Raw genomic sequence first — 21,125 nt, 5'->3', positions numbered from 1 at the left:
GAGTTCGCCCTATGTTCGACTCACTGTCCATCCGCCTGAAAATCGTCCTGCTGTCCGGTCTGTGCCTTCTGGGGGTAGTCGCCCTGATAGTGGGCATGAACATCTACCAGACCAATCAGAACGATGACCTGGTCAACGATTCCAGCAGCAGAATGCTCACCGCCAGTGTGCAGGACCTGCTCCAAGCCAAGGCCGCCGAGCAGGCGGTGCGGGTGCAGAAGACGTTCGGTGAAACCCTGACGGTGGTGACCGCCCTCGCGGACCAGATCCAGGACATGCGCAACCTGGCCGCCAAGCGCTCCCTTGAGCCCGGCGCCTTGCGTGAAGAGTTGAACCAGAGCCTGAAAACCGCCTTCGAACGCAACGGCAAGGTGCTGGGCATCTGGCTGGCCTTCGAACCCAACGGCCTGGACAGCAAGGACAGCGAGTTCGTCAACGACGCCGCCCGCCAATCCAACGAGGCCGGTCGCTTCGCTACGTACTGGAGCCGCGCCGGGGGTGATGCCCTCAACACGATCATGGTCGAAGAGGACATGACCAAGACCACCCTGAACCTCAGCGGCAATCCGTACAACGTCTGGTACACCTGCCCTCGGGACAGCAAGCGCATCTGCCTGCTCGACCCCTATGCCGATACGGTCGGCAACAAGGAAATGTTGATGACCACCATTTCCGTCCCGCTGCTGGTGGATGGCAAGTCCATCGGCGTGGTCGGTATCGACATCGCCCTCGACGCCCTGCAAGCGGCGGCGGTCGACTCTCAGCGTGACCTGTTCAACAGTGCCGGGCACATGCTCATCGTTTCCGGCACTGGTGTGCTGGCCGCCTACAGTGTCGATGCCGGTAAGGTCGGCAAGAGCATCGGCGACACCCTGGGAGAGGACGGCAAGGACATCCTGCAACTGCTTGGCAGCGGTGCACCGAAGATACTCCAGCAAGGCGACCTGATCCGCGCGGTGTACCCGGTCAGCCCGATTGCCGATGCCAAGGCCTGGGCCGTGGTGATCGACTTGCCCAAACAAGTGCTGCTGGCCGACTCGGTGAAGCTGCAAGCGGTACTCGACGATGCCCAGCAAAGCGGCACGATCAAGGCCTTGTCGGTGGCGGTGCTTGCCGGTGTGATCGGCCTGCTGCTGATGTGGCTCACCGCGTCCGGCGTGACCCGACCGATCAACAGCGTGGCGCAAATGCTCAAGGCGATTGCCAGTGGCGACGGTGACCTGACCCAGCGCCTGCACTACAGCAAGCAGGACGAACTGGGCGAACTGGTGAGCTGGTTCAACCGTTTCCTCGACAAGCTGCAACCGACCATCTCGCAGATCAAGCAAAGCATCACCGATGCTCGTGGCACGGCCGATCAGTCTTCGGAGATCGCCCGCCAGACCAGTGAAGGCATGCAGGTGCAGTTCCGCGAAATCGACCAGGTCGCCACCGCGTCCAACGAGATGAGCGCCACGGCCCACGATGTCGCCAACAGCGCCTCGAACGCGGCCAACGCCGCCAAGGGTGCCGACCAGTCGGCCCGCGACGGCATGTCCATCATCGAGCGCAGCACCCGCGACATCAATCAACTGGCCGACGAGGTCAGCAAGGCCGTGACCGAAGTCGAAGCCTTGGCGGTGAACAGCGAACAGATCGGCTCGGTGCTGGAAGTGATCCGCAGCATCGCCGAGCAAACCAACCTGCTGGCTCTGAACGCGGCGATTGAAGCGGCCCGTGCCGGCGAAAGCGGTCGCGGCTTTGCGGTGGTCGCCGATGAAGTGCGCAACCTGGCCAAACGCACCCAGGATTCGGTGGAGGAAATTCGCCTGGTGATCGAACGCATCCAGTCCGGTACCCGCGGTGTGGTCGCCACCATGCACTCGAGCCAGACCCAGGCCCACAGCAACGCCGGGCAGATCCAGCAGGCGGTCCAGGCCCTGAGCAAAATCAGCGACGCGGTCACCGTGATCAGCGACATGAACCTGCAAATCGCCAGCGCCGCCGAGCAGCAAAGCGCCGTCGCCGAAGAGGTCAACCGCAATGTCTCGGCGATCCGCACCGTCACCGAAACCCTGACAGGCCAGGCCACCGAGTCGGCGCAGATCAGCAGCCAGCTCAACATCCTGACCACCCACCAGATGAAATTGATGGATCAGTTCCGGGTATAACCTTTAAAAGATCGCAGCCTGCGGCAGCTCCTACAGAGATCAATGTAGGAGCTGCCGCAGGCTGCGATCTTTTGATCTTTTGTTCTATGCTGCCCTCTCGCTCCGGAGGGCCTTCGATGACTGATCTGCTCACGTCCATTCAAGCCGCACTCGGTTTGCCTCACACCCCGATTCCTTTCGCGTCCAGCGGCGCCCTGCCCTCGGCATTTGCCGTCACCGAACTGGCTTGCGCGAGCATCGCCGCCGCCGGTCAGGCCGCCAGCGAACTGCTGCACCAACAGACCGGACGCCGGCCCGACCTTGAAGTTGATCGACGCCTCGCGTCCTTCTGGTTCGCGACCTCGATTCGCCCGATCGGCTGGAGCGTTCCGCCGCTGTGGGACCCGGTGGCCGGTGATTACGCCACCCGCGACGGCTGGATTCGCCTGCACACCAACGCGCCTCATCACCGCGCCGCTGCCGAACGCGTGCTCGGTGCCTGTGCCGACCGCCCGGCGATGGCCGGCAAAGTGGCGCAATGGACGAAAAGCGAGCTGGAACAGACGGTGGTCGATGCCGGTGGTTGTGCCGCTGAAATGCGCACCTGGGATCAATGGCAGGTCCATCCTCAAGGCCAGGCAGTGAATGCCGAACCCCTGGTTCTGTTCGCCAACCACCCAAGCCAGAGCTACAAACCGTGGACAGGTTCAGTGGTTCGCCCCCTGGCCGGCATCAAGGTGCTGGACTTGACCCGGGTACTGGCAGGCCCCATCGCCAGCCGCTTTCTGGCAGGCCTGGGCGCCGATGTCCTGCGCATCGATCCGCCGACCTGGAACGAGCCAGGGGTAGTGCCGGAAGTCACGCTGGGAAAACGTTGCGCGCGTCTTGATCTGAACGACAAGTCCGACCGCGGCGTATTCGAATCCCTGCTCAAGGACGCCGACATTCTGCTCCACGGCTATCGTGCCGATGCGCTGGAACGACTTGGTTTGGGCACGAATCAGCGCCGGCAACTAAACCCCGGCCTGATTGATGTCTGCCTCAACGCCTATGGCTGGAATGGCCCCTGGCAAAATCGCCGGGGCTTTGACAGCCTGGTACAGATGAGCAGTGGCATTGCCGAAGCGGGCATGCACTGGAAGTCGGCGGACAAGCCGACGCCATTGCCGGTGCAGGCACTCGATCACGCCACCGGGTATTTGATGGCGGCCAGTGCGATCAGGTTGTTGGCGCAACGGTTGAGTGACGGTACAGGTGGCTCGGCGCGATTGTCGTTGGCGCGTACCGCGAAGCTGTTGTTCGAACATGGGCCGGGGACGGGTGAGGCATTACGCGCGGAAGATGCGCAGGATCAAGGGATGCTCGTGGAGCAGACACCGTGGGGGCCGGCGCATCGGTTGCAGGTGCCGCTGAAGATCATCGGGACGCCACTACAGTGGACATTGCCCGCGACTGAACTGGGTTCACATCCCGCGCAATGGTGGTGACCGTCAGATCGCCTTCGCGAGCAAGCCCGCTCCCACATTTGATCGCGGTAACCTGTGGGAGCGGGCTTGCTCGCGAAGGCGTCAGGTCTATCGATACAAATTCCGGATCAACTCAGTCCACCCGGCTCAATGAAGTCCACAGCACCTGCGCCGCATACCCGCGATAAGGCCGCCACGCTTGCGCCCGCAACAGCAACTGCTTCGCCGTCACCGGCCCACCCTCCAGCGCCGCCAACGCATTGGCCAGCCCCACATCGCCATTGGGAAATCCATCCATCTCCCGCAACTGGCGCAACGCAATGTACTGCGCCGTCCAGTCACCAATCCCGTGCAACGCCAGTAACCGCGCTACGCCCCCCTCCCGACCAGGCTCGAATAATCGCGGGTCATCAAGCAATGCCTGAGCCACACCCGACAAGGTCCGCCCCCGGCTTTTCGGCATGCCCAACGCAGCCAGATCAGCCCCCGCCAACGCTTCAGCCGAGGGGAACACATGACTCAAACCCGCCAACGGCTTACCCAGTGGCACGCCATATTGCGCCACCAGTTTCCCCGCCAGGCGGATCGCCGCCGCCACCGTAATCTGCTGGCCCAGCACCGCGCGGATCGCCAGTTCCAGCCCGTCCCACGCCCCCGGCACACGCAGCCCGGGACGCTCGGCAATCAACCGGGCCATCAGTGGATCAAGCGCTAAATGCCGATGGATCGTGGCGAGGTCGGCATCGAGATCGAACATCCGCCGCACGCTTGCGACGATGTCGGGCACGGCGCTCGGGTCGGGAAAGTCCAGCGTCAGCTCAAGGGCATCAGACGTGGCAGGCCGGATAGAAAAGCTGCCGTGCATCCCCTTCAGATCGATGCTGCGTGAGTAGGCGTCGTCGGCAACCGTTTCCAGTCCAGCAATCGCCCGTGCCGACAAAAATCCCAGCATGGCCGGCCAGTCATAGGGTGGCTGATACGCCAGCAGCAGCTTCACAGACTCAGCAACCCGCTATACAGCCCATAAGCCGCCAGCCCGGCGCCGCCGATGACCGCGGTGAAAACGCCTTTCTCGAGCGTCGTGAACAATGGCATGCCCTGTTCATGGCGGGCCTTGGCAAACAGGATCACACCCGGCGCATACAGCAACGCCGACAGCAGCAAATACTTCAGGCCGCCGGCGTACAGCAACCACACCGCGTAACTCAAGGCGATGACGCCAACCAACAAATCCTTGCTGCGCTCGGCGGTTGCCTGCTGGTAGGTTTCCCCGCGCACGCACAACAACACCGCATAGGCCGCCGACCACAGGTACGGCACCAGAATCATCGATGACGCCAGATAAATCAGACTGGTGTAGGTGCCGGCGGAAAACAGCGTGATCAGCAGGAACAACTGGATCATCGAGTTGGTCAGCCACATGGCATTGACCGGCACACGGTTGGCGTTTTCCCTGGTCAGGAATGCTGGCATGGTCTTGTCTTTCGCCGTGGCGAACAGGATTTCGGCGCACAGCAGCGCCCAGGACAGCAATGCACCCAACAACGAGATCGCCAGGCCGACGCTGATCAGCACTGCCCCCCAGTGGCCGACGATATGCTCAAGCACCGCCGCCAACGAGGGGTTCTGCAGTTTCGCCAGTTCCGGCTGGGTCATGATCCCCAGCGACAGCACGTTCACCAGCACCAACAGTGCCAATACCCCAATGAACCCGATCACCGTCGCCCGGCCCACGTCGGAACGTTTCTCCGCCCGGGCGGAATAGACACTGGCCCCCTCGATACCGATGAACACGAACACGGTGACCAGCATCATGTGCCGAACCTGATTCATCACACTGCCGAATTCCGGGTTGTTACGCCCCCAGATATCGAGGGTAAAGATGTCCGCCTGGAACGCCACGGCGGCAATCACGATGAACATGATCAACGGCACGATCTTGGCCACGGTAGTCACCTGGTTGATGAAAGCCGCCTCCTTGATCCCGCGCATCACCACAAAATGCACGGTCCAGAGCAGCAGCGAAGCGCAGGCGATGGCGATCGGCGTGTTGCCTTCGCCAAAGACCGGAACGAAATAACCAAGGGTGCTGAACAGCAGCACGAAATAGCCGACGTTGCCCAGCCAGGCACTGATCCAGTACCCCCAGGCGGACGAGAAGCCCATGTAGTCGCCGAACCCGGCCTTGGCATAGGCATACACCCCGGACTCCAGCTCCGGCTTGCGATTGGCCAGGGTCTGGAACACGAACGCCAGGGTCAGCATGCCGACGGCGGTGATCGCCCAACCGATCAGGATCGCCCCGGCGTCGGCCCTGGCCGCCATGTTTTGCGGCAGGGAAAAGATCCCGCCACCGATCATCGAACCCACCACCAGGGCGATCAATGCGCTCAGGCGAAGCTTGCTCGGTGATTGCGACATCGTTGCATCTCCATTTTTCCGGGGGGCGACAACTGCCGCGAGATCGTCACATATCGGGCGTCAACTAAACTGTTGAAGCGTAATAACGTTTATTGGATTACGCCAACCTATGTCTTTTTACTTGCACAAAATGGCTATTAAAGGCGCCGATATAATCATTTGTTGTATACGCTTTTCCAATACATCCATTTCGTACAAAAAACCCCTGAGAAAGATTGGCGAATTCTGAAAAACCAACTAGCGTCATAATTCGAAACAGAATACAAAATAACTGAAACAGTCCACAAAAAGGCTCTAAATCAGGCATTACAAGCAGCCGCCTTGAAATGATGGCACTCCGCCAACAAACTGGGAACGCTCTCATTTAGTGATCCAAGTCAGCTGATTGGATAACCAACGGAATTAATCTGCTGGCCTCTATTCTCCTGCATTGGAGTCATGCAATGTCTGAAGCTCCCGGAAAACTCAAACTCGGCGCACTGGTTGCATTAGTCGTCGGTTCGATGATTGGTGGCGGGATCTTTTCCTTGCCGCAAAACATGGCCGCCAGTGCCGATGTCGGTGCCATTCTGATCGGTTGGGCAATCACCGCCGTCGGCATGCTCACCCTGGCGTTCGTGTTCCAGACCCTGGCCAATCGCAAACCCGACCTGGACGGCGGGGTCTACGCCTACGCCAAGGCCGGTTTCGGCGACTACATGGGCTTCTCGTCCGCCTGGGGATACTGGATCAGTGCCTGGCTGGGCAACGTCGGTTACTTCGTCTTGCTGTTCAGCACGCTCGGGTACTTCTTTCCGCTATTCGGGGAGGGGAATACCCCTGCCGCCGTGATCGGTGCCTCGGTGCTGCTCTGGGCCGTGCATTTCCTCGTACTGCGAGGTATCAAGGAAGCCGCGTTCATCAACCTGGTGACCACCGTCGCCAAGATCGTGCCGCTGGTGCTGTTCATGTTGATCGCGTTGTTCGCCTTCAAACTGGACATCTTCACCGCTGACATCTGGGGCCTCAAGAATCCGGACCTGGGCAGCGTGATGGACCAGGTGCGCAAGATGATGCTGGTCACCGTGTGGGTGTTCATCGGCATCGAAGGCGCGAGCATCTTTTCGGCCCGGGCGGAAAAACGCAGCGACGTGGGTAAAGCCACCGTGATCGGCTTTGTCACCGTGCTGTTGTTCCTGGTGCTGGTGAACGTGCTGTCGCTGGGGATCATGACCCAGCCGGAACTGGCCAAACTGCAGAACCCGTCGATGGCGGCGGTGCTGGAGCATGTGGTCGGCCACTGGGGCGCAGTGCTGATCAGCGTCGGCCTGATCATCTCGCTGTTGGGGGCGTTGCTGTCGTGGGTGCTGCTGTGTGCGGAGATCATGTTCGCCGCAGCCAAGGACCACACCATGCCGGCGTTCCTGCGCAAGGAGAACGCCAACCATGTACCGGTCAATGCCCTGTGGCTGACCAACGCCATGGTGCAGATCTTCCTGGTCATTACCTTGTTCTCGGCCAGCACTTACCTGTCGCTGATCTACCTCGCCACCTCGATGATCCTGGTGCCGTACCTGTGGTCGGCGGCCTATGCCTTGCTGCTGGCCGTGCGGGGCGAAACCTACGAGGGCGCGTCAGGCGATCGGCAAAAGGATCTCATCATTGGCGCCGTGGCCCTGATCTATGCGGTCTGGTTGCTCTACGCCGGCGGCACCAAATACCTGCTGCTGTCCGCTCTGCTCTACGCCCCCGGCGTGATCCTGTTCGCCAAGGCCAAGCTGGAAATCGACAAACCGGTTTTCACCAACGTCGAGAAGCTGATTTTCGCTGCGGTGGTCGTCGGCGCCGTGGTGGCAGCCTACGGTCTCTACGACGGCTTCCTGACCCTGTAATGCAATTGTTTTGTCATCTGGAGGATCACTGTAATGACCACGGAAAAAGTTAAGTACGGCGTCCATTCCGAAGCCGGCAAACTGCGCAAAGTCATGGTTTGCTCCCCAGGACTTGCCCATCAGCGGCTGACCCCGAACAACTGCGACGAACTGCTGTTCGACGATGTGCTGTGGGTGGCCCAGGCCAAGCGCGACCACTTCGACTTCGTCACCAAGATGCGCGAACGTAACGTCGATGTGCTGGAAATGCACAACCTGCTGACCGACATCGTCGCCATTCCCGAAGCCCTGGACTGGATTCTGGAGCGCAAGATCACCGCCAACTCGGTGGGTCTGGGCCTGATCAACGAAACCGCGTCGTGGCTGCGCAGCCTGGAGCCACGTCACATCGCCGAGTTCCTGATCGGCGGCGTATCGGGCGACGACTTACCGACCAGTTTCGGCGGCAAGGCCATCGAGATGTTCCGCGATTTCCTCGGCCACTCAAGCTTCATCCTGCCGCCGCTGCCCAACACCCAGTTCACCCGCGATACCACCTGCTGGATCTACGGTGGCGTTACCCTCAACCCGATGTACTGGCCGGCGCGCCGCCAGGAGACCCTGCTGACCACCGCCATCTACAAATTCCACCCCGAGTTCACCAACGCCGACTTCCAGATCTGGTACGGCGACCCGGACAAGGACCACGGCAACGCCACCCTTGAGGGCGGTGACGTGATGCCGATCGGCAACGGCGTGGTGTTGATCGGCATGGGCGAACGCTCCTCGCGCCAGGCCATTGCCCAACTGGCGGTGAACCTGTTCAAGAACAAGGCCGTGGAAAAAGTGATAGTCGCCGGCCTGCCGAAATCCCGCGCGGCGATGCACCTGGACACCGTGTTCAGCTTCTGCGATCGCGACCTCGTCACGATCTTCCCGGAAGTGGTGAACCAGATTGTCGCCTTCACCCTGCGTCCCGATGAAAGCAAGGCAGGTGGCATCGACATCCGTCGCGAAGACACCAACTTCCTCGACACCGTCGCCCAGGCTCTCAACCTCAAGGCATTGCGCGTGGTGGAAACCGGCGGCAACAGCTTCGCCGCCGAACGCGAGCAATGGGACGACGGCAACAACGTGGTGGCCGTGGAGCCGGGCGTGGTCATCGGCTACGACCGTAATACCTATACCAATACCCTGCTGCGCAAGGCCGGGGTGGAGGTCATCACCATCAGCGCCGGCGAACTCGGCCGGGGACGGGGCGGCGGCCATTGCATGACCTGCCCGATCATCCGCGATCCGATTGACTACTAACCTATTAGCCTTGGCCCGCGCTTACCGAGTTCGGGCCAAGGGGATAACCGACACCTTAGGAGATCCAAAATGGCGTTCAACATCCATAACCGCAATCTGCTGAGCCTGGAACACCACACCCCTCGCGAATTGCGCTACCTGCTCGACCTGTCCCGCGACCTCAAGCGTGCCAAGTACACCGGCACCGAACAGCAGCATCTCAAGGGCAACAACATCGCGCTGATCTTCGAAAAAACCTCGACCCGCACCCGTTGCGCGTTCGAAGTTGCAGCCTATGACCAGGGCGCCAACGTCACCTACATCGACCCGAACTCCTCGCAGATCGGTCACAAGGAAAGCATGAAGGACACCGCCCGCGTGCTCGGGCGCATGTACGACGCCATCGAGTACCGTGGCTTCAAGCAGGAAATCGTCGAGGAGCTGGCCAAGTTCGCCGGCGTACCGGTGTTCAACGGCTTGACCGACGAGTATCACCCGACACAAATGATCGCCGACGTGCTGACCATGCGTGAGCACGCCGACAAACCGATCCACGAAATCAGCTACGCCTACCTCGGCGATGCGCGCAACAACATGGGTAACTCGCTGTTGCTGATCGGCGCCAAGCTCGGCATGGACGTGCGCATCTGCGCGCCAAAAGCCCTGTGGCCGGCGGACGACCTGGTCGCCCGCTGCAAACAGTACGGTGAAGAAAGCGGCGCGCGCATCACCCTCACCGAAGACCCGAAAGCGGCGGTCAAGGGCGTCGACTTCATCCACACCGATGTCTGGGTGTCGATGGGCGAACCGGTTGAAGCCTGGGCCGAACGTATCCAGCAACTGCTGCCGTATCAGGTCAACGCCGAACTGATGAAAGCAACCGGCAACCCGCGCACCAAGTTCATGCACTGCCTGCCGGCGTTCCACAACTGTGATACCAAAGTCGGCAAGCAGATTGCCGAGCAGTACCCGCACCTGAGCAACGGCATCGAAGTGACCGATGACGTGTTCGAGTCGCCGGCCTGCATCGCCTTCGAGCAAGCGGAAAACCGCATGCACACCATCAAGGCGATTCTGGTGTCGACGCTGGCTGATCTTTAACGGCTGACTCGGCTCCCACTTACGGAAAAGGGTCAATGTGGGAGCGGGCTTGCTCGCGAAAGCGGAGTGTCAGTCGACATCAATGTTGACTGATGCACCGTCTTCGCGAGCAAGCCCGCTCCCACACTGGTCCGGGTTCCACAGAAAGACCGCGTTGCTTGCAACCTCTTTGCTTAGAAGGACTGACACCATGCGTATCGTCGTTGCTCTGGGCGGTAATGCCCTGCTCCGCCGCGGCGAACCGATGACCGCTGACAACCAGCGCGCCAACATCCGGATCGCCACCGAACAGATCGCCAAGATCCATCCCGGCAACCAACTGGTCATCGCCCACGGCAATGGCCCCCAGGTCGGCCTGCTGTCATTGCAGGCGGCGGCCTACACCTCGGTTTCACCCTACCCGCTGGACGTGCTCGGCGCCGAGACCGAAGGCATGATCGGCTACATCATCGAACAGGAACTGGGCAACCTGCTGGACTTCGAAGTGCCCTTCGCGACCCTGCTGACCCAGGTCGAAGTCGATGCCAATGACCCCGCCTTCAAGAACCCGACCAAGCCCATCGGCCCGGTCTACAGCAAGGCCGAGGCGGAACAACTCGCCGCCGAAAAAGGCTGGGCCATTGCCCCGGACGGCGACAAATACCGCCGCGTAGTCGCCAGTCCGAAACCCAAGCGCATCTTCGAAATCCGTCCGATCAAATGGCTGCTGGAAAAAAGCAGCATCGTGATCTGCGCCGGCGGCGGCGGCATTCCGACCATGTATACCTCGCCCGGCAAACTAGAGGGCGTCGAAGCGGTCATCGACAAGGACCTGTGCTCGGCGCTGCTGGCCGAACAACTTGAAGCCGATCTGCTGGTGATCGCCACCGACGTCAACGCCGCGTTCATCGACTTTGGCAAACCCACGCAGAAAGCCATCGCCCAGGCGCACCCCGACGAAATGGAAAAACTCGGCTTCGCCGCCGGCTCCATGGGACCGAAGGTCCAGGCAGCCTGCGAATTCGCGCGCCATACTGGAAAAGTGGCGGTGATTGGCTCGCTCGCGGACATCGAAGCGATCGTCCAGGGCAAGGCCGGTACGCGCATCAGCACGGCAACATCGGGCATTATTTACTCGTAAGGAGAGACGTCCATGGCAATGTTTGAGCCAGGCCACTTGCACATCGAGCGTCACGCGCTGACCAAGGATGATGTGAGCTACAACGTGCACCTCGACTATAAGGTCGCGCAGGATCCCAAGAAGGGCAAAGGGATCGAGTTCACCATGCATGGCAGCATGCAGGGAAAGGAGATGACAGAGACCTTCTTTCTGCCTAAGGAGGAGGCCTACAACTTTGCCAACAACGTGACGAAAATCGCAGAGAAGTACGGTATCCCGAAGACACATAGCCAGATCGGCTCGGTGCACAAGCATTACGACTTGATGTTCGAAGACATCCGCAAGCAACTGAATATGAAATCCGGCGACCCGATAGATCTCGAAAGCTTCGAGTAGCCCACATTTCCCTGTGGGAGCGGGCTTGCTCGCGAAAGCGTCGTGTCAGGCACCATCGTTGGCGACTGATACACCGCTTTCGCGAGCAAGCTCGCTCCCACAGGGGGAATCCTCGCTCTATTGAAGTCCGCGCAGGATTTCACCATTAGCCCGCCCCAAGGCATACTTGCCACCCTCCGCACTGCAGACCCCGAAACCGCCCCATGCGTATCCACGTCAGCTTCATCGACCGCGTCGGTATTACCCAGGAAGTCCTGGCCCTGCTTGGCGGGCGCAATCTGAACCTGGATGCGGTGGAAATGGTCCCGCCCAATGTTTACATCGACGCCCCGACACTGAGCCCGCAAGTCCTTGAGGAACTGCGCGATGCCCTGTTCAGCGTGCGTGGCGTGCAAGCGGTGACGGTGGTCGACATCCTGCCCGGTCAGCGTCGGCACTTGCAGCTCGACGCGCTGCTGGCCGCCATGACCGACCCGGTGCTGGCACTGGACAGCGACGGCAAGGTGCTGCTGGCCAACCCGGCGTTGATCGCCCTGTACGGCCGCGAACCGAATGGTGAAAGTGTGGCCGAGCTGTTTGCCGACCCGGCCTTGCTCGACGCCCTGCTCGAACACGGCTTTCGCCTGCCCCTGCGGGAAATCACCGTCAATGGCCAGACCTTCCTGCTCGACGCCACGCCGATCACCGACGCCGGTGCCCTGCTGACCCTGTACCAGCCGAACCGCATCGGCGAACGTCTGTCCGCACTGCACCATGATCACGCCGAAGGTTTCGATGCACTGCTCGGCGAGTCCCCGGTGATCCGCACCCTCAAGGCGCGCGCCCAGCGGGTGGCAGCCCTCGATGCACCGTTGCTGATCCAGGGCGAAACCGGCACCGGCAAGGAACTGGTGGCCCGTGCCTGTCACGCCATCAGCGCCCGGCACAGCTCACCCTTTCTGGCGTTGAACTGCGCGGCATTGCCGGAGAACCTCGCCGAAAGTGAACTGTTCGGCTACGCCCCCGGCGCTTTCACCGGCGCGCAACGCGGCGGCAAGCCAGGGCTGATGGAGCTGGCCAACCAGGGCACGGTGTTTCTCGATGAAATCGGCGAGATGTCGCCGTATTTGCAGGCCAAGCTGCTGCGTTTCCTCAACGACGGCAGTTTTCGCCGGGTCGGCGGTGACCGTGAGGTCAAGGTCAACGTGCGGATCCTCAGCGCGACCCACCGCGACCTGGAAAAAATGGTCAGCGAAGGCCTGTTCCGCGAAGACCTGTTCTATCGCCTCAATGTCCTCAACGTCGAAGTCCCGCCCCTGCGCGAGCGCGGCCAGGACATCCTGCTGCTGGCCCGCTACTTCATGCAGCAGGCCTGTGCGCAGATCCAGCGACCGATCTGTCGCCTGGCGCCAGGCACTTACCCGGCACTGCTGGGCAATCGCTGGCCGGGCAATGTACGGCAATTGCAGAACGTGATCTTCCGCGCCGCGGCGATTTGCGAAAGCAGCCTGGTGGACATTGGCGACCTCGACATCGCCGGCACCTCAGTGGCCCGCCAGGGCGACCATGACGTCGACAGCCTGGAACAGGCCATGGACGAATTCGAGAAGACCCTGCTGGAAAAACTCTACGTCAGCTATCCCTCGACCCGGCAACTGGCGACCCGCCTGCAAACCTCCCACACCGCGATTGCCCATCGGCTGCGCAAGTACGGCATTCCCGGCAAAGCCTGAGACCTGACACCGAACAATTGTGGGAGCGAGCCTGCTCGCGAATACGGTGGATCTGTCACTTCAATATTGCCTGACACTACGCCTTCGCGAGCAGGCTCGCTCCCACAGGGTTAGCAGCTGATCTGAAAATCGCGCCAAAAACGACCTCCATCTGTACTGAAAGCGCTACAGCGGAACGATATCGCTACACCCCTCTCCGATCACGGCTGTGCAAGGCTTTGATCCACCTCGGCTTTTATCATTGACATATGCCGTATCGATTTCGCTACAACGAATGAATTTCAGCCTTTGTCAAAATCGCCTAAATCATTGATCAATAACAATAAAAACAACGTTGGCCGCGTTCTTGCTATGTAGTTCTCCATTACAGGGCATCGCCCAAGCATTCAATCGCGTCCACCAGACGAGTCTGGCCCCTTAGGAGTTTCCATGAGCGAGTTGCGTTTTACTGAAGATCACGAATGGCTGCGCACCGAAGCTGACGGCAGCGTCACGGTCGGCATCACCGCTTTCGCACAGAACGCCCTGGGCGACGTGGTTTTCGTTCAACTGCCTGAACTGCAGTCCTACGACAAAGGCGCCGAAGCCGCCACCGTGGAATCGGTAAAGGCTGCCAGCGGCGTGTACATGCCGCTGGACGGCGAAGTGCTGGAAGTGAACCCGGCGCTGGACAGCAGCCCTGAGCTGGTCAACGAAGATCCGCTGGGCGAAGGCTGGTTCTTCCGTTTCAAACCTGCCGATGCCTCCGCTGTCGGCCAACTGCTGGACCAGGACGCCTACGACCGCCTGATCAAAGCCCAAGCCGAAGCCTGAGGAGCACTGACATGACCCAGATCAATCCTGCCGTTGTAAACATAAGCACCGCCAACGAATTTATCGCCCGTCACATCGGCCCGCGCGCTGGTGACGAGCAAGCCATGCTCAACAGCCTCGGCTTCGACTCCCTGGAAGCCCTGAGCGCCAGCGTGATTCCCGACAGCATCAAGGGCACCAGCGTCCTCGGCCTGGAAGACGGTTTGAGCGAAGCCGATGCCCTGGCCCTGATCAAGTCCATCGCGAGCAAAAACCAGCTGTTCAAGACCTTCATCGGCCAGGGTTACTACGGCACCCACACGCCGTCGCCGATCCTGCGCAACCTGCTGGAAAACCCGGCCTGGTATACCGCCTACACCCCGTACCAGCCAGAAATCTCCCAGGGCCGTCTCGAAGCGCTGCTGAACTTCCAGACCCTGATCAGCGACCTCACCGGCCTGCCGATCGCCAACGCCTCGCTGCTCGACGAAGCCACCGCCGCTGCCGAAGCCATGACCTTCTGCAAACGCCTGAGCAAGAACAAAGGCAGCCACCAGTTCTTCGCCTCCGTGCATTGCCACCCGCAGACCCTCGACGTACTGCGCACCCGTGCCGAGCCTCTGGGCATCGACGTAGTGGTTGGCGACGAGCGCGAACTGACCGACGTGACACCGTTCTTCGGCGCCCTGCTGCAATACCCGGCAAGCAACGGTGACGTGTTCGATTACCGCGAGCTGACCGAACGCTTCCACGCCGCCAACGCCCTCGTCGCCGTGGCGGCCGACCTGCTGGCCCTGACCGTGCTGACCGCACCGGGCGAATTCGGTGCCGACGTGGCCATCGGCAGCGCACAGCGCTTCGGCGTGCCGCTGGGCTTCGGTGGCCCGCACGCGGCGTACTTCTCCACCAAGGATGCATTCAAGCGTGACATGCCGGGCCGCCTGGTCGGTGTTTCCGTAGACCGTTTCGGCAACCCGGCCCTGCGCCTGGCCATGCAGACCCGCGAGCAACACATCCGTCGCGAGAAAGCCACGTCGAACATCTGCACCGCGCAAGTGCTGCTGGCCAACATCGCCAGCATGTACGCCGTGTACCACGGTCCGAAAGGCCTGACGCAGATCGCCAATCGCGTGCATCACCTGACTGCGATCCTGGCCAAAGGCTTGAGCGCATTGGGTCTGAACGTCGAGCAAGCGAACTTCTTCGACACCCTGACCGTGAAGACCGGCGCTCAAACCGCCGCCCTGCACGACAAGGCGCACGCCCAGCGCATCAACCTGCGCGTGGTCGATGGCGAGCGCCTGGGCCTGTCCCTGGACGAAACCACCACTCAGGCCGACGTTGAAACCCTGTGGAGCCTGCTGTCCGAGGGCAAGGCCCTGCCGGACTTCGCCGCCCTCGCCGCCTCGGTGCAGAGCGCCATCCCGGCCGCGCTGGTACGTCAGTCGCCGATCCTCAGCCACCCGGTGTTCAACCGCTATCACTCGGAAACCGAGCTGATGCGCTACCTGCGCAAACTGGCGGACAAGGACCTGGCGCTGGACCGCACCATGATCCCGCTGGGTTCGTGCACCATGAAGCTCAACGCCGCCAGCGAAATGATCCCGGTGACCTGGGCCGAGTTCGGTGCCCTGCACCCGTTCGCCCCGGCCGAGCAAAGCGCCGGTTATCAGCAATTGACCGACGAACTGGAAGCCATGCTGTGCGCTGCGACCGGCTACGACTCGGTTTCGCTGCAACCGAACGCCGGCTCCCAGGGTGAATACGCCGGCCTGCTGGCGATCCGCGCCTACCACCAGAGCCGTGGCGAAGACCGCCGCGACATCTGCCTGATCCCGTCGTCGGCCCACGGCACCAACCCGGCCACCGCTCAGATGGCCGGTATGCGTGTGGTCGTGACCGCGTGCGATGCCCGTGGCAACGTCGACATCGAAGACCTGCGTGCCAAGGCCATCGAGCACCGCGAGCACCTCGCCGCGCTGATGATCACCTACCCGTCGACCCACGGCGTGTTCGAAGAAGGCATCCGCGAAATCTGCGGCATCGTTCATGACAACGGCGGCCAGGTGTACATCGACGGCGCCAACATGAACGCCATGGTCGGCCTCTGCGCGCCGGGCAAGTTCGGCGGCGACGTGTCGCACCTGAACCTGCACAAGACCTTCTGCATCCCCCACGGCGGTGGCGGCCCGGGCGTCGGCCCGATCGGTGTGAAATCGCACCTGGCGCCGTTCCTGCCGGGCCACGCACAGATGGAGCGCAAGGAAGGTGCCGTTTGCGCGGCACCGTTCGGCAGCGCGAGCATTCTGCCGATCACCTGGATGTACATTCGTATGATGGGTGGCGCGGGCCTCAAGCGCGCTTCGCAGCTGGCGATCCTCAATGCCAACTACATCTCCCGTCGCCTCGAAGAGCACTATCCAGTGCTGTACACCGGCAGCAACGGCCTGGTGGCGCACGAATGCATCCTCGACCTGCGTCCATTGAAAGACAGCAGCGGCATCAGCGTCGATGACGTGGCCAAGCGCCTGATCGACTTCGGCTTCCACGCGCCGACCATGTCGTTCCCGGTAGCCGGCACGCTGATGATCGAGCCGACCGAAAGCGAATCCAAGGAAGAACTGGACCGCTTCTGCGACGCCATGATCCGCATCCGCGAAGAAATCCGCGCGGTGGAAAACGGCACCCTGGACAAGGACGACAACCCGCTGAAAAACGCTCCACACACCGCCAAGGAACTGGTGGGCGAGTGGTCGCACCCGTACAGCCGCGAGCAAGCGGTTTACCCGGTTGCGTCGCTGATCGAAGGCAAGTACTGGCCGCCGGTCGGTCGCGTCGACAACGTGTTTGGCGACCGCAACCTGGTCTGCGCCTGCCCGTCGATCGAAAGCTACGCTTAAACCAATGAGGGGGCGGTCACACCGCTCCCTTCACAACACCGCAATATCCTGTAGGAGCTGCCGCAGGCTGCGATCTTTTGATCTTGATCTTGAAACAACAGGATCAAAAGATCGCAGCCTGCGGCAGCTCCTACACAAAGCATCTCCCGTGATACGCCTATAACAAGAAACCGGAGAACCACCATGTCGTTAAGCGTGTTCGACCTGTTCAAGATTGGCATCGGCCCCTCCAGCTCCCACACCGTTGGCCCGATGCGCGCCGCTGCGCGTTTCGTCGAAGGCCTGCGCCGTGAAGGGCTGCTGACGGCCACCACCTGCGTCAAGGTCGAGCTGTACGGCTCGCTTGGCGCCACCGGCAAAGGCCACGGCAGTGACAAGGCCGTGCTGCTGGGCCTGGAAGGCGAACACCCGGACACCGTGGATACCGAAACCGTCGCTGCGCGCCTGCAAGAGATTCGCAGCAACGCACGCTTGAACCTGCTCGGCGAACACAACATTGCGTTCAACGAGAAAGAACACCTGGCGATGATTCGCAAACCCTTGCCCTATCACCCCAACGGCATGATTTTTCGCGCCTTCGATGCGGCGGGTCTGCAGATCCGCAGCCGCGAGTACTACTCGGTCGGCGGCGGTTTCGTGGTCGATGAGGACGCCGCCGGCGCCGACCGCATCGTCGAAGACGCCACGCCCCTGACCTTTCCTTTCAAAAGCGCCAAGGACCTGCTCGCTCATTGCGCCAAATACGGCCTGTCGATCAGCCAGGTGATGCTGACGAACGAAAGCGCCTGGCGCCCGGAAGCGGAAACCCGCGCCGGCCTGCTGAAGATCTGGCAGGTCATGCAGGACTGCGTCGCCGCCGGTTGCCGTAATGAAGGCATCCTGCCCGGAGGCTTGAAGGTCAAACGCCGGGCGGCAGCGCTGCATCGGCAATTGTGCAGCAACCCTGAATCGTCCTTGCGCGATCCGCTGTCCGTGCTGGACTGGGTCAACCTCTACGCCCTGGCCGTCAACGAAGAAAACGCCAACGGCGGACGCGTGGTCACGGCACCCACCAATGGTGCGGCCGGGATCATTCCGGCTGTGCTGCATTACTACATGCGTTTTATCCCCGGCGCGAATGATGACGGGGTGGTGCGCTTTCTGCTCACTGCCGCCGCCATCGGCATTCTGTACAAGGAAAACGCCTCGATTTCCGGCGCCGAAGTCGGCTGCCAGGGTGAAGTCGGCGTCGCCTGCTCGATGGCGGCCGGAGCCTTGTGCGAAGTGCTCGGTGGCAGCGTGCAACAAGTGGAGAACGCCGCGGAAATCGGCATGGAACACAACCTCGGGCTGACCTGCGACCCGATTGGCGGGCTGGTGCAGGTGCCTTGCATCGAGCGCAACGCCATGGGTTCGGTCAAGGCCATCAATGCCGTGCGCATGGCCATGCGCGGCGACGGGCAACACTTCGTCTCCCTCGACAAGGTCATCCGCACCATGCGCCAGACCGGCGCCGACATGAAAAGCAAATACAAGGAAACCGCCCGTGGCGGTTTGGCGGTCAACATTATCGAGTGCTGATGCGCGCTCATCTGCACCCTTCTTCAGGAGCTGAATATGTCCACCGAACAACTGTTGAAAACCCCGCTGCACGCGCTGCACATCGAACTCGGCGCACGCATGGTGCCGTTCGCCGGCTATGACATGCCAGTGCAATACCCGCTGGGCGTGATGAAAGAACACCAGCACACCCGCGACCAGGCCGGGCTGTTCGATGTCTCGCACATGGGCCAGATCCGCCTGACCGGCGCCGATGCCGCCAAGGCCCTGGAAACCCTGGTGCCGGTGGACATCATCGACCTGCCGGTCGGCATGCAGCGTTATGCGATGTTCACCAATGCGACGGGCGGTATCCTCGATGACCTGATGGTCGCCAACCTGGGCAACGAAGAACTGTTCCTGGTGGTCAACGCCGCCTGCAAGGATCAGGACCTGGCCCACCTGCGCAAGCACATCGGTGAGCAGTGCACGATCGAGCCGCTGTTCGAAGAGCGTGCCCTGCTTGCTCTGCAAGGCCCGGCTGCAGTGACCGTGCTGGCACGCCTGGCCCCGGAAGTTGCGAAGATGACCTTCATGCAGTTCGCCCGCGTGAAGCTGCTGGGCGTGGACTGTTTTGTCAGCCGCTCGGGTTACACCGGCGAAGACGGTTTCGAAATTTCCGTCCCCGCCGCCAACGCCGAAGCCCTGGCTCGCGCCCTGCTGGCCGAACCGGAAGTGGCCGCCATCGGCCTTGGCGCCCGCGACTCCCTGCGCCTTGAGGCGGGCTTGTGCCTGTACGGGCATGACATGAACACCGAGACCAGCCCGATCGAAGCGAGCCTGCTGTGGGCGATCTCCAAACCGCGTCGCGCCGATGGCGCACGGGCCGGCGGCTTCCCTGGCGCCGAAACCGTGTTCGCCCAGCAACAGGCAGGTGTCACCCGCAAACGCGTCGGCCTGTTACCGCAGGAACGCACGCCGGTGCGCGAGGGTGCGGAGATCGTCAACGAAGCCGGCGACATCATCGGTAGCGTCTGCAGCGGCGGTTTCGGGCCGACCCTGGGCGGCCCGCTGGCCATGGGTTATGTCGACAGCGCCTATATCGCACTGGACACACCCGTCTGGGCGATTGTGCGTGGGAAAAAGGTGCCATTGCTTGTAAGCAAAATGCCATTTGTTCCACAACGCTACTATCGCGGCTGATTGAATGTTCCTATAAGTAACGCGGTTGCGTTAACTGTGCACTAATGTGTAACGCAACCGCCATAAAATAGTGCATTGTTTGGCTCTAAGCTTCGATTATGAACTTTGCTTATAACGATCGAAAACATTTGAACAGCGCTAGCGTATAAGGCCCCACTAGTGGACTGACTTTGCCATCAACCTGAGGAAATACGGGGCCTTCACAGGGCTTGTTTTTTCTCCCGTAGTTGGCGTAGAGTTTGTTCACTGTGTTTGCATGGGTCGCTTGGAATCGTGACCTGGGCAGTAGCCTACAAGTTAGCTACATCCCGTTCGACGTCTTCTTACTCTCCTGCAACCAGCCCCAGTACTCTTTCATGAGAAGGAGACTGTCATTAATTTTTTGCGTCAAAGGAAATAAGAAATGTCCCAACGTCAGAGCGGTACCGTCAAGTGGTTTAACGACGAGAAAGGTTTTGGTTTTATCACTCCTGAAAGCGGTCCGGATCTGTTCGTGCATTTCCGCGCCATCCAGGGCAACGGCTTCAAGAGCCTGAAAGAAGGCCAGAAAGTGACTTTCATCGCCGTGCAAGGCCAGAAAGGCATGCAGGCTGACGAAGTACAAGCAGAAGCCTAATCTTCTGTAACGAAAAAGCCCCTGATGCTGACATCAGGGGCTTTTTTGTGCGCGTAAATCCGTAAAATGCCTTCTTTTTTTGCCGAGAGCCTGCCATGTCGAAACACCTGCTTACTCCCCAGGGCGACTTTCCTGCCGCTGGTTTGGGTCGTCGCCTGGCAGCCATGTTCTATGACTTCCTGTTGTGCACCGCCCTGCTGATCGTCACCAGCGGCATCTACAAGATGATCCAGATGGCGATCATCGGCGAAGAAAGGATGCGCACCCTGACCGAAGCCGGCGCGCTGGACGGCGATCCCCTGCTCTCCACAGTCCTGCTGTTCGTACTGTTCGGCTTCTTCGCCAAATTCTGGACCTGGTCGGGTCAGACCCTGGGCATGCAGGTCTGGTGCATTCGCGTACAGAACGCCGACGGCTCATCCATCAGCCTGTGGCAGGCGCTGTTGCGCTTTGTGGTGTCGATTGCTTCCTTGCTGTGTGTTGGCCTTGGGTTCTTCTGGTCGCTGTTCGACAAACAGCAACGCAGCTGGCATGACATCTATTCCAATACCGAACTGGTGCGGATTCCGAAGAAGACCAAGTAACACCCACAAAAAAGATCGCAGCCTTCGGCAGCTCCTACAGGGTTTTGT

The 21,125-nt window shown here is 61.0% G+C and carries 16 protein-coding genes and 2 pseudogenes; 16 read left to right on the top strand and 2 right to left on the bottom strand.

Annotated features, from left to right (window positions below; genetic code table 11):
* Window positions 1-11 precede the first annotated feature (11 nt).
* The 3 genes and pseudogenes from KW846_RS30380 to KW846_RS10330 all read left to right on the top strand — a co-directional run.
* Window positions 12-1,244: pseudogene (locus KW846_RS30380) on the top strand (chemotaxis protein); the annotation flags it as partial.
* A 150-nt stretch (window positions 1,245-1,394) separates the two neighbouring features.
* Window positions 1,395-2,150, top strand: coding sequence for a methyl-accepting chemotaxis protein (locus KW846_RS30375; protein ID WP_371321738.1), 756 nt, complete (start codon window positions 1,395-1,397; stop codon window positions 2,148-2,150).
* Between the two features lie 116 nt (window positions 2,151-2,266).
* On the top strand, window positions 2,267-3,616 hold the full coding sequence (locus tag KW846_RS10330; protein WP_218482156.1) for a CoA transferase: 1,350 nt from the start codon (window positions 2,267-2,269) through the stop codon (window positions 3,614-3,616).
* A 112-nt stretch (window positions 3,617-3,728) separates the two neighbouring features.
* Here the strand turns inward: KW846_RS10330 and KW846_RS10325 are convergent, their stop codons facing one another.
* Complete coding sequence (locus KW846_RS10325) at window positions 3,729-4,592, bottom strand: AlkA N-terminal domain-containing protein (protein ID WP_218482155.1); 864 nt, start codon at window positions 4,590-4,592, stop codon at window positions 3,729-3,731.
* Complete coding sequence (arcD, locus tag KW846_RS10320; protein ID WP_218482154.1) at window positions 4,589-6,016, bottom strand: arginine-ornithine antiporter; 1,428 nt, start codon at window positions 6,014-6,016, stop codon at window positions 4,589-4,591. Before arcD (KW846_RS10320) ends, KW846_RS10325 begins: the two co-directional genes overlap by 4 nt.
* 443 nt (window positions 6,017-6,459) lie before the next feature.
* On the opposite strand from arcD (KW846_RS10320), the gene arcD (KW846_RS10315) reads away from it, so the two are divergent.
* From arcD (KW846_RS10315) to KW846_RS10260, 13 genes and pseudogenes are all read left to right on the top strand, one after another.
* Window positions 6,460-7,887: an arginine-ornithine antiporter gene (gene arcD, locus KW846_RS10315; RefSeq protein ID WP_218482153.1), complete on the top strand. Its 1,428-nt coding sequence runs from the start codon at window positions 6,460-6,462 to the stop codon at window positions 7,885-7,887.
* Window positions 7,888-7,920: 33 nt separating this feature from the next.
* Window positions 7,921-9,177, top strand: a complete 1,257-nt coding sequence (gene arcA / locus KW846_RS10310) for an arginine deiminase (protein WP_218482152.1) — start codon at window positions 7,921-7,923, stop codon at window positions 9,175-9,177.
* A gap of 69 nt (window positions 9,178-9,246) precedes the next feature.
* Entirely contained in the window at window positions 9,247-10,257 is a 1,011-nt protein-coding gene (locus KW846_RS10305) for an ornithine carbamoyltransferase (protein WP_007974406.1), read from the top strand.
* 190 nt (window positions 10,258-10,447) lie between these two features.
* Window positions 10,448-11,377, top strand: a complete 930-nt coding sequence (arcC, locus tag KW846_RS10300; protein WP_218482151.1) for a carbamate kinase — start codon at window positions 10,448-10,450, stop codon at window positions 11,375-11,377.
* A 12-nt stretch (window positions 11,378-11,389) separates the two neighbouring features.
* The gene (locus KW846_RS10295; protein ID WP_218482150.1) at window positions 11,390-11,752 is read left to right on the top strand and encodes a DUF5064 family protein; all 363 of its coding nucleotides are present in this window, start codon (window positions 11,390-11,392) and stop codon (window positions 11,750-11,752) included.
* Window positions 11,733-11,855 (top strand): annotated as a pseudogene (locus tag KW846_RS30370) (metal ABC transporter ATP-binding protein); the annotation flags it as partial. The gene KW846_RS10295 and the pseudogene KW846_RS30370, both read left to right, overlap by 20 nt.
* 100 nt (window positions 11,856-11,955) lie before the next feature.
* On the top strand, window positions 11,956-13,464 hold the full coding sequence (locus KW846_RS10290; RefSeq protein WP_218482149.1) for a sigma-54-dependent transcriptional regulator: 1,509 nt from the start codon (window positions 11,956-11,958) through the stop codon (window positions 13,462-13,464).
* 429 nt (window positions 13,465-13,893) lie between these two features.
* Window positions 13,894-14,277, top strand: coding sequence for a glycine cleavage system protein GcvH (gcvH, locus tag KW846_RS10285; RefSeq protein ID WP_007977291.1), 384 nt, complete (start codon window positions 13,894-13,896; stop codon window positions 14,275-14,277).
* Between the two features lie 11 nt (window positions 14,278-14,288).
* A complete protein-coding gene (gene gcvP, locus KW846_RS10280) occupies window positions 14,289-17,156 on the top strand; it encodes an aminomethyl-transferring glycine dehydrogenase (RefSeq protein WP_218482148.1) in 2,868 nt (955 codons plus the stop codon).
* A gap of 183 nt (window positions 17,157-17,339) precedes the next feature.
* Window positions 17,340-18,716, top strand: coding sequence for an L-serine ammonia-lyase (locus tag KW846_RS10275; protein WP_116582957.1), 1,377 nt, complete (start codon window positions 17,340-17,342; stop codon window positions 18,714-18,716).
* Window positions 18,717-18,752: 36 nt separating this feature from the next.
* Window positions 18,753-19,877, top strand: a complete 1,125-nt coding sequence (gcvT, locus tag KW846_RS10270) for a glycine cleavage system aminomethyltransferase GcvT (protein WP_218482147.1) — start codon at window positions 18,753-18,755, stop codon at window positions 19,875-19,877.
* A gap of 403 nt (window positions 19,878-20,280) precedes the next feature.
* Window positions 20,281-20,493: a cold-shock protein gene (locus KW846_RS10265; RefSeq protein WP_007977299.1), complete on the top strand. Its 213-nt coding sequence runs from the start codon at window positions 20,281-20,283 to the stop codon at window positions 20,491-20,493.
* 95 nt (window positions 20,494-20,588) lie between these two features.
* A complete protein-coding gene (locus KW846_RS10260) occupies window positions 20,589-21,077 on the top strand; it encodes an RDD family protein (protein ID WP_218482146.1) in 489 nt (162 codons plus the stop codon).
* Window positions 21,078-21,125 lie beyond the last annotated feature (48 nt).

Source organism: Pseudomonas sp. PDM32, assembly GCF_019219225.1.
In the GTDB taxonomy this organism is placed as follows: domain Bacteria; phylum Pseudomonadota; class Gammaproteobacteria; order Pseudomonadales; family Pseudomonadaceae; genus Aquipseudomonas; species Aquipseudomonas laurylsulfatiphila.
The sequence above is the reverse complement of the archived record's forward strand: the minus strand, read 5'-3'. Positions and strand labels throughout refer to the sequence as shown.

Bases quoted from the DNA above. Each gene is read 5' to 3' on its own strand.
- KW846_RS30375 (WP_371321738.1), top strand. From the start codon at position 1,395: ATGCAGGTGCAGTTCCGCGAAATCGACCAGGTCGCCACCGCGTCCAAC.
- KW846_RS10330 (WP_218482156.1), top strand. From the start codon at position 2,267: ATGACTGATCTGCTCACGTCCATTCAAGCCGCACTCGGTTTGCCTCAC.
- arcD (WP_218482154.1), bottom strand. From the start codon at position 6,016: ATGTCGCAATCACCGAGCAAGCTTCGCCTGAGCGCATTGATCGCCCTG.
- arcD (WP_218482153.1), top strand. From the start codon at position 6,460: ATGTCTGAAGCTCCCGGAAAACTCAAACTCGGCGCACTGGTTGCATTA.
- arcA (WP_218482152.1), top strand. From the start codon at position 7,921: ATGACCACGGAAAAAGTTAAGTACGGCGTCCATTCCGAAGCCGGCAAA.
- KW846_RS10305 (WP_007974406.1), top strand. From the start codon at position 9,247: ATGGCGTTCAACATCCATAACCGCAATCTGCTGAGCCTGGAACACCAC.
- arcC (WP_218482151.1), top strand. From the start codon at position 10,448: ATGCGTATCGTCGTTGCTCTGGGCGGTAATGCCCTGCTCCGCCGCGGC.
- KW846_RS10295 (WP_218482150.1), top strand. From the start codon at position 11,390: ATGGCAATGTTTGAGCCAGGCCACTTGCACATCGAGCGTCACGCGCTG.
- KW846_RS10290 (WP_218482149.1), top strand. From the start codon at position 11,956: ATGCGTATCCACGTCAGCTTCATCGACCGCGTCGGTATTACCCAGGAA.
- gcvH (WP_007977291.1), top strand. From the start codon at position 13,894: ATGAGCGAGTTGCGTTTTACTGAAGATCACGAATGGCTGCGCACCGAA.
- gcvP (WP_218482148.1), top strand. From the start codon at position 14,289: ATGACCCAGATCAATCCTGCCGTTGTAAACATAAGCACCGCCAACGAA.
- KW846_RS10275 (WP_116582957.1), top strand. From the start codon at position 17,340: ATGTCGTTAAGCGTGTTCGACCTGTTCAAGATTGGCATCGGCCCCTCC.
- gcvT (WP_218482147.1), top strand. From the start codon at position 18,753: ATGTCCACCGAACAACTGTTGAAAACCCCGCTGCACGCGCTGCACATC.
- KW846_RS10265 (WP_007977299.1), top strand. From the start codon at position 20,281: ATGTCCCAACGTCAGAGCGGTACCGTCAAGTGGTTTAACGACGAGAAA.
- KW846_RS10260 (WP_218482146.1), top strand. From the start codon at position 20,589: ATGTCGAAACACCTGCTTACTCCCCAGGGCGACTTTCCTGCCGCTGGT.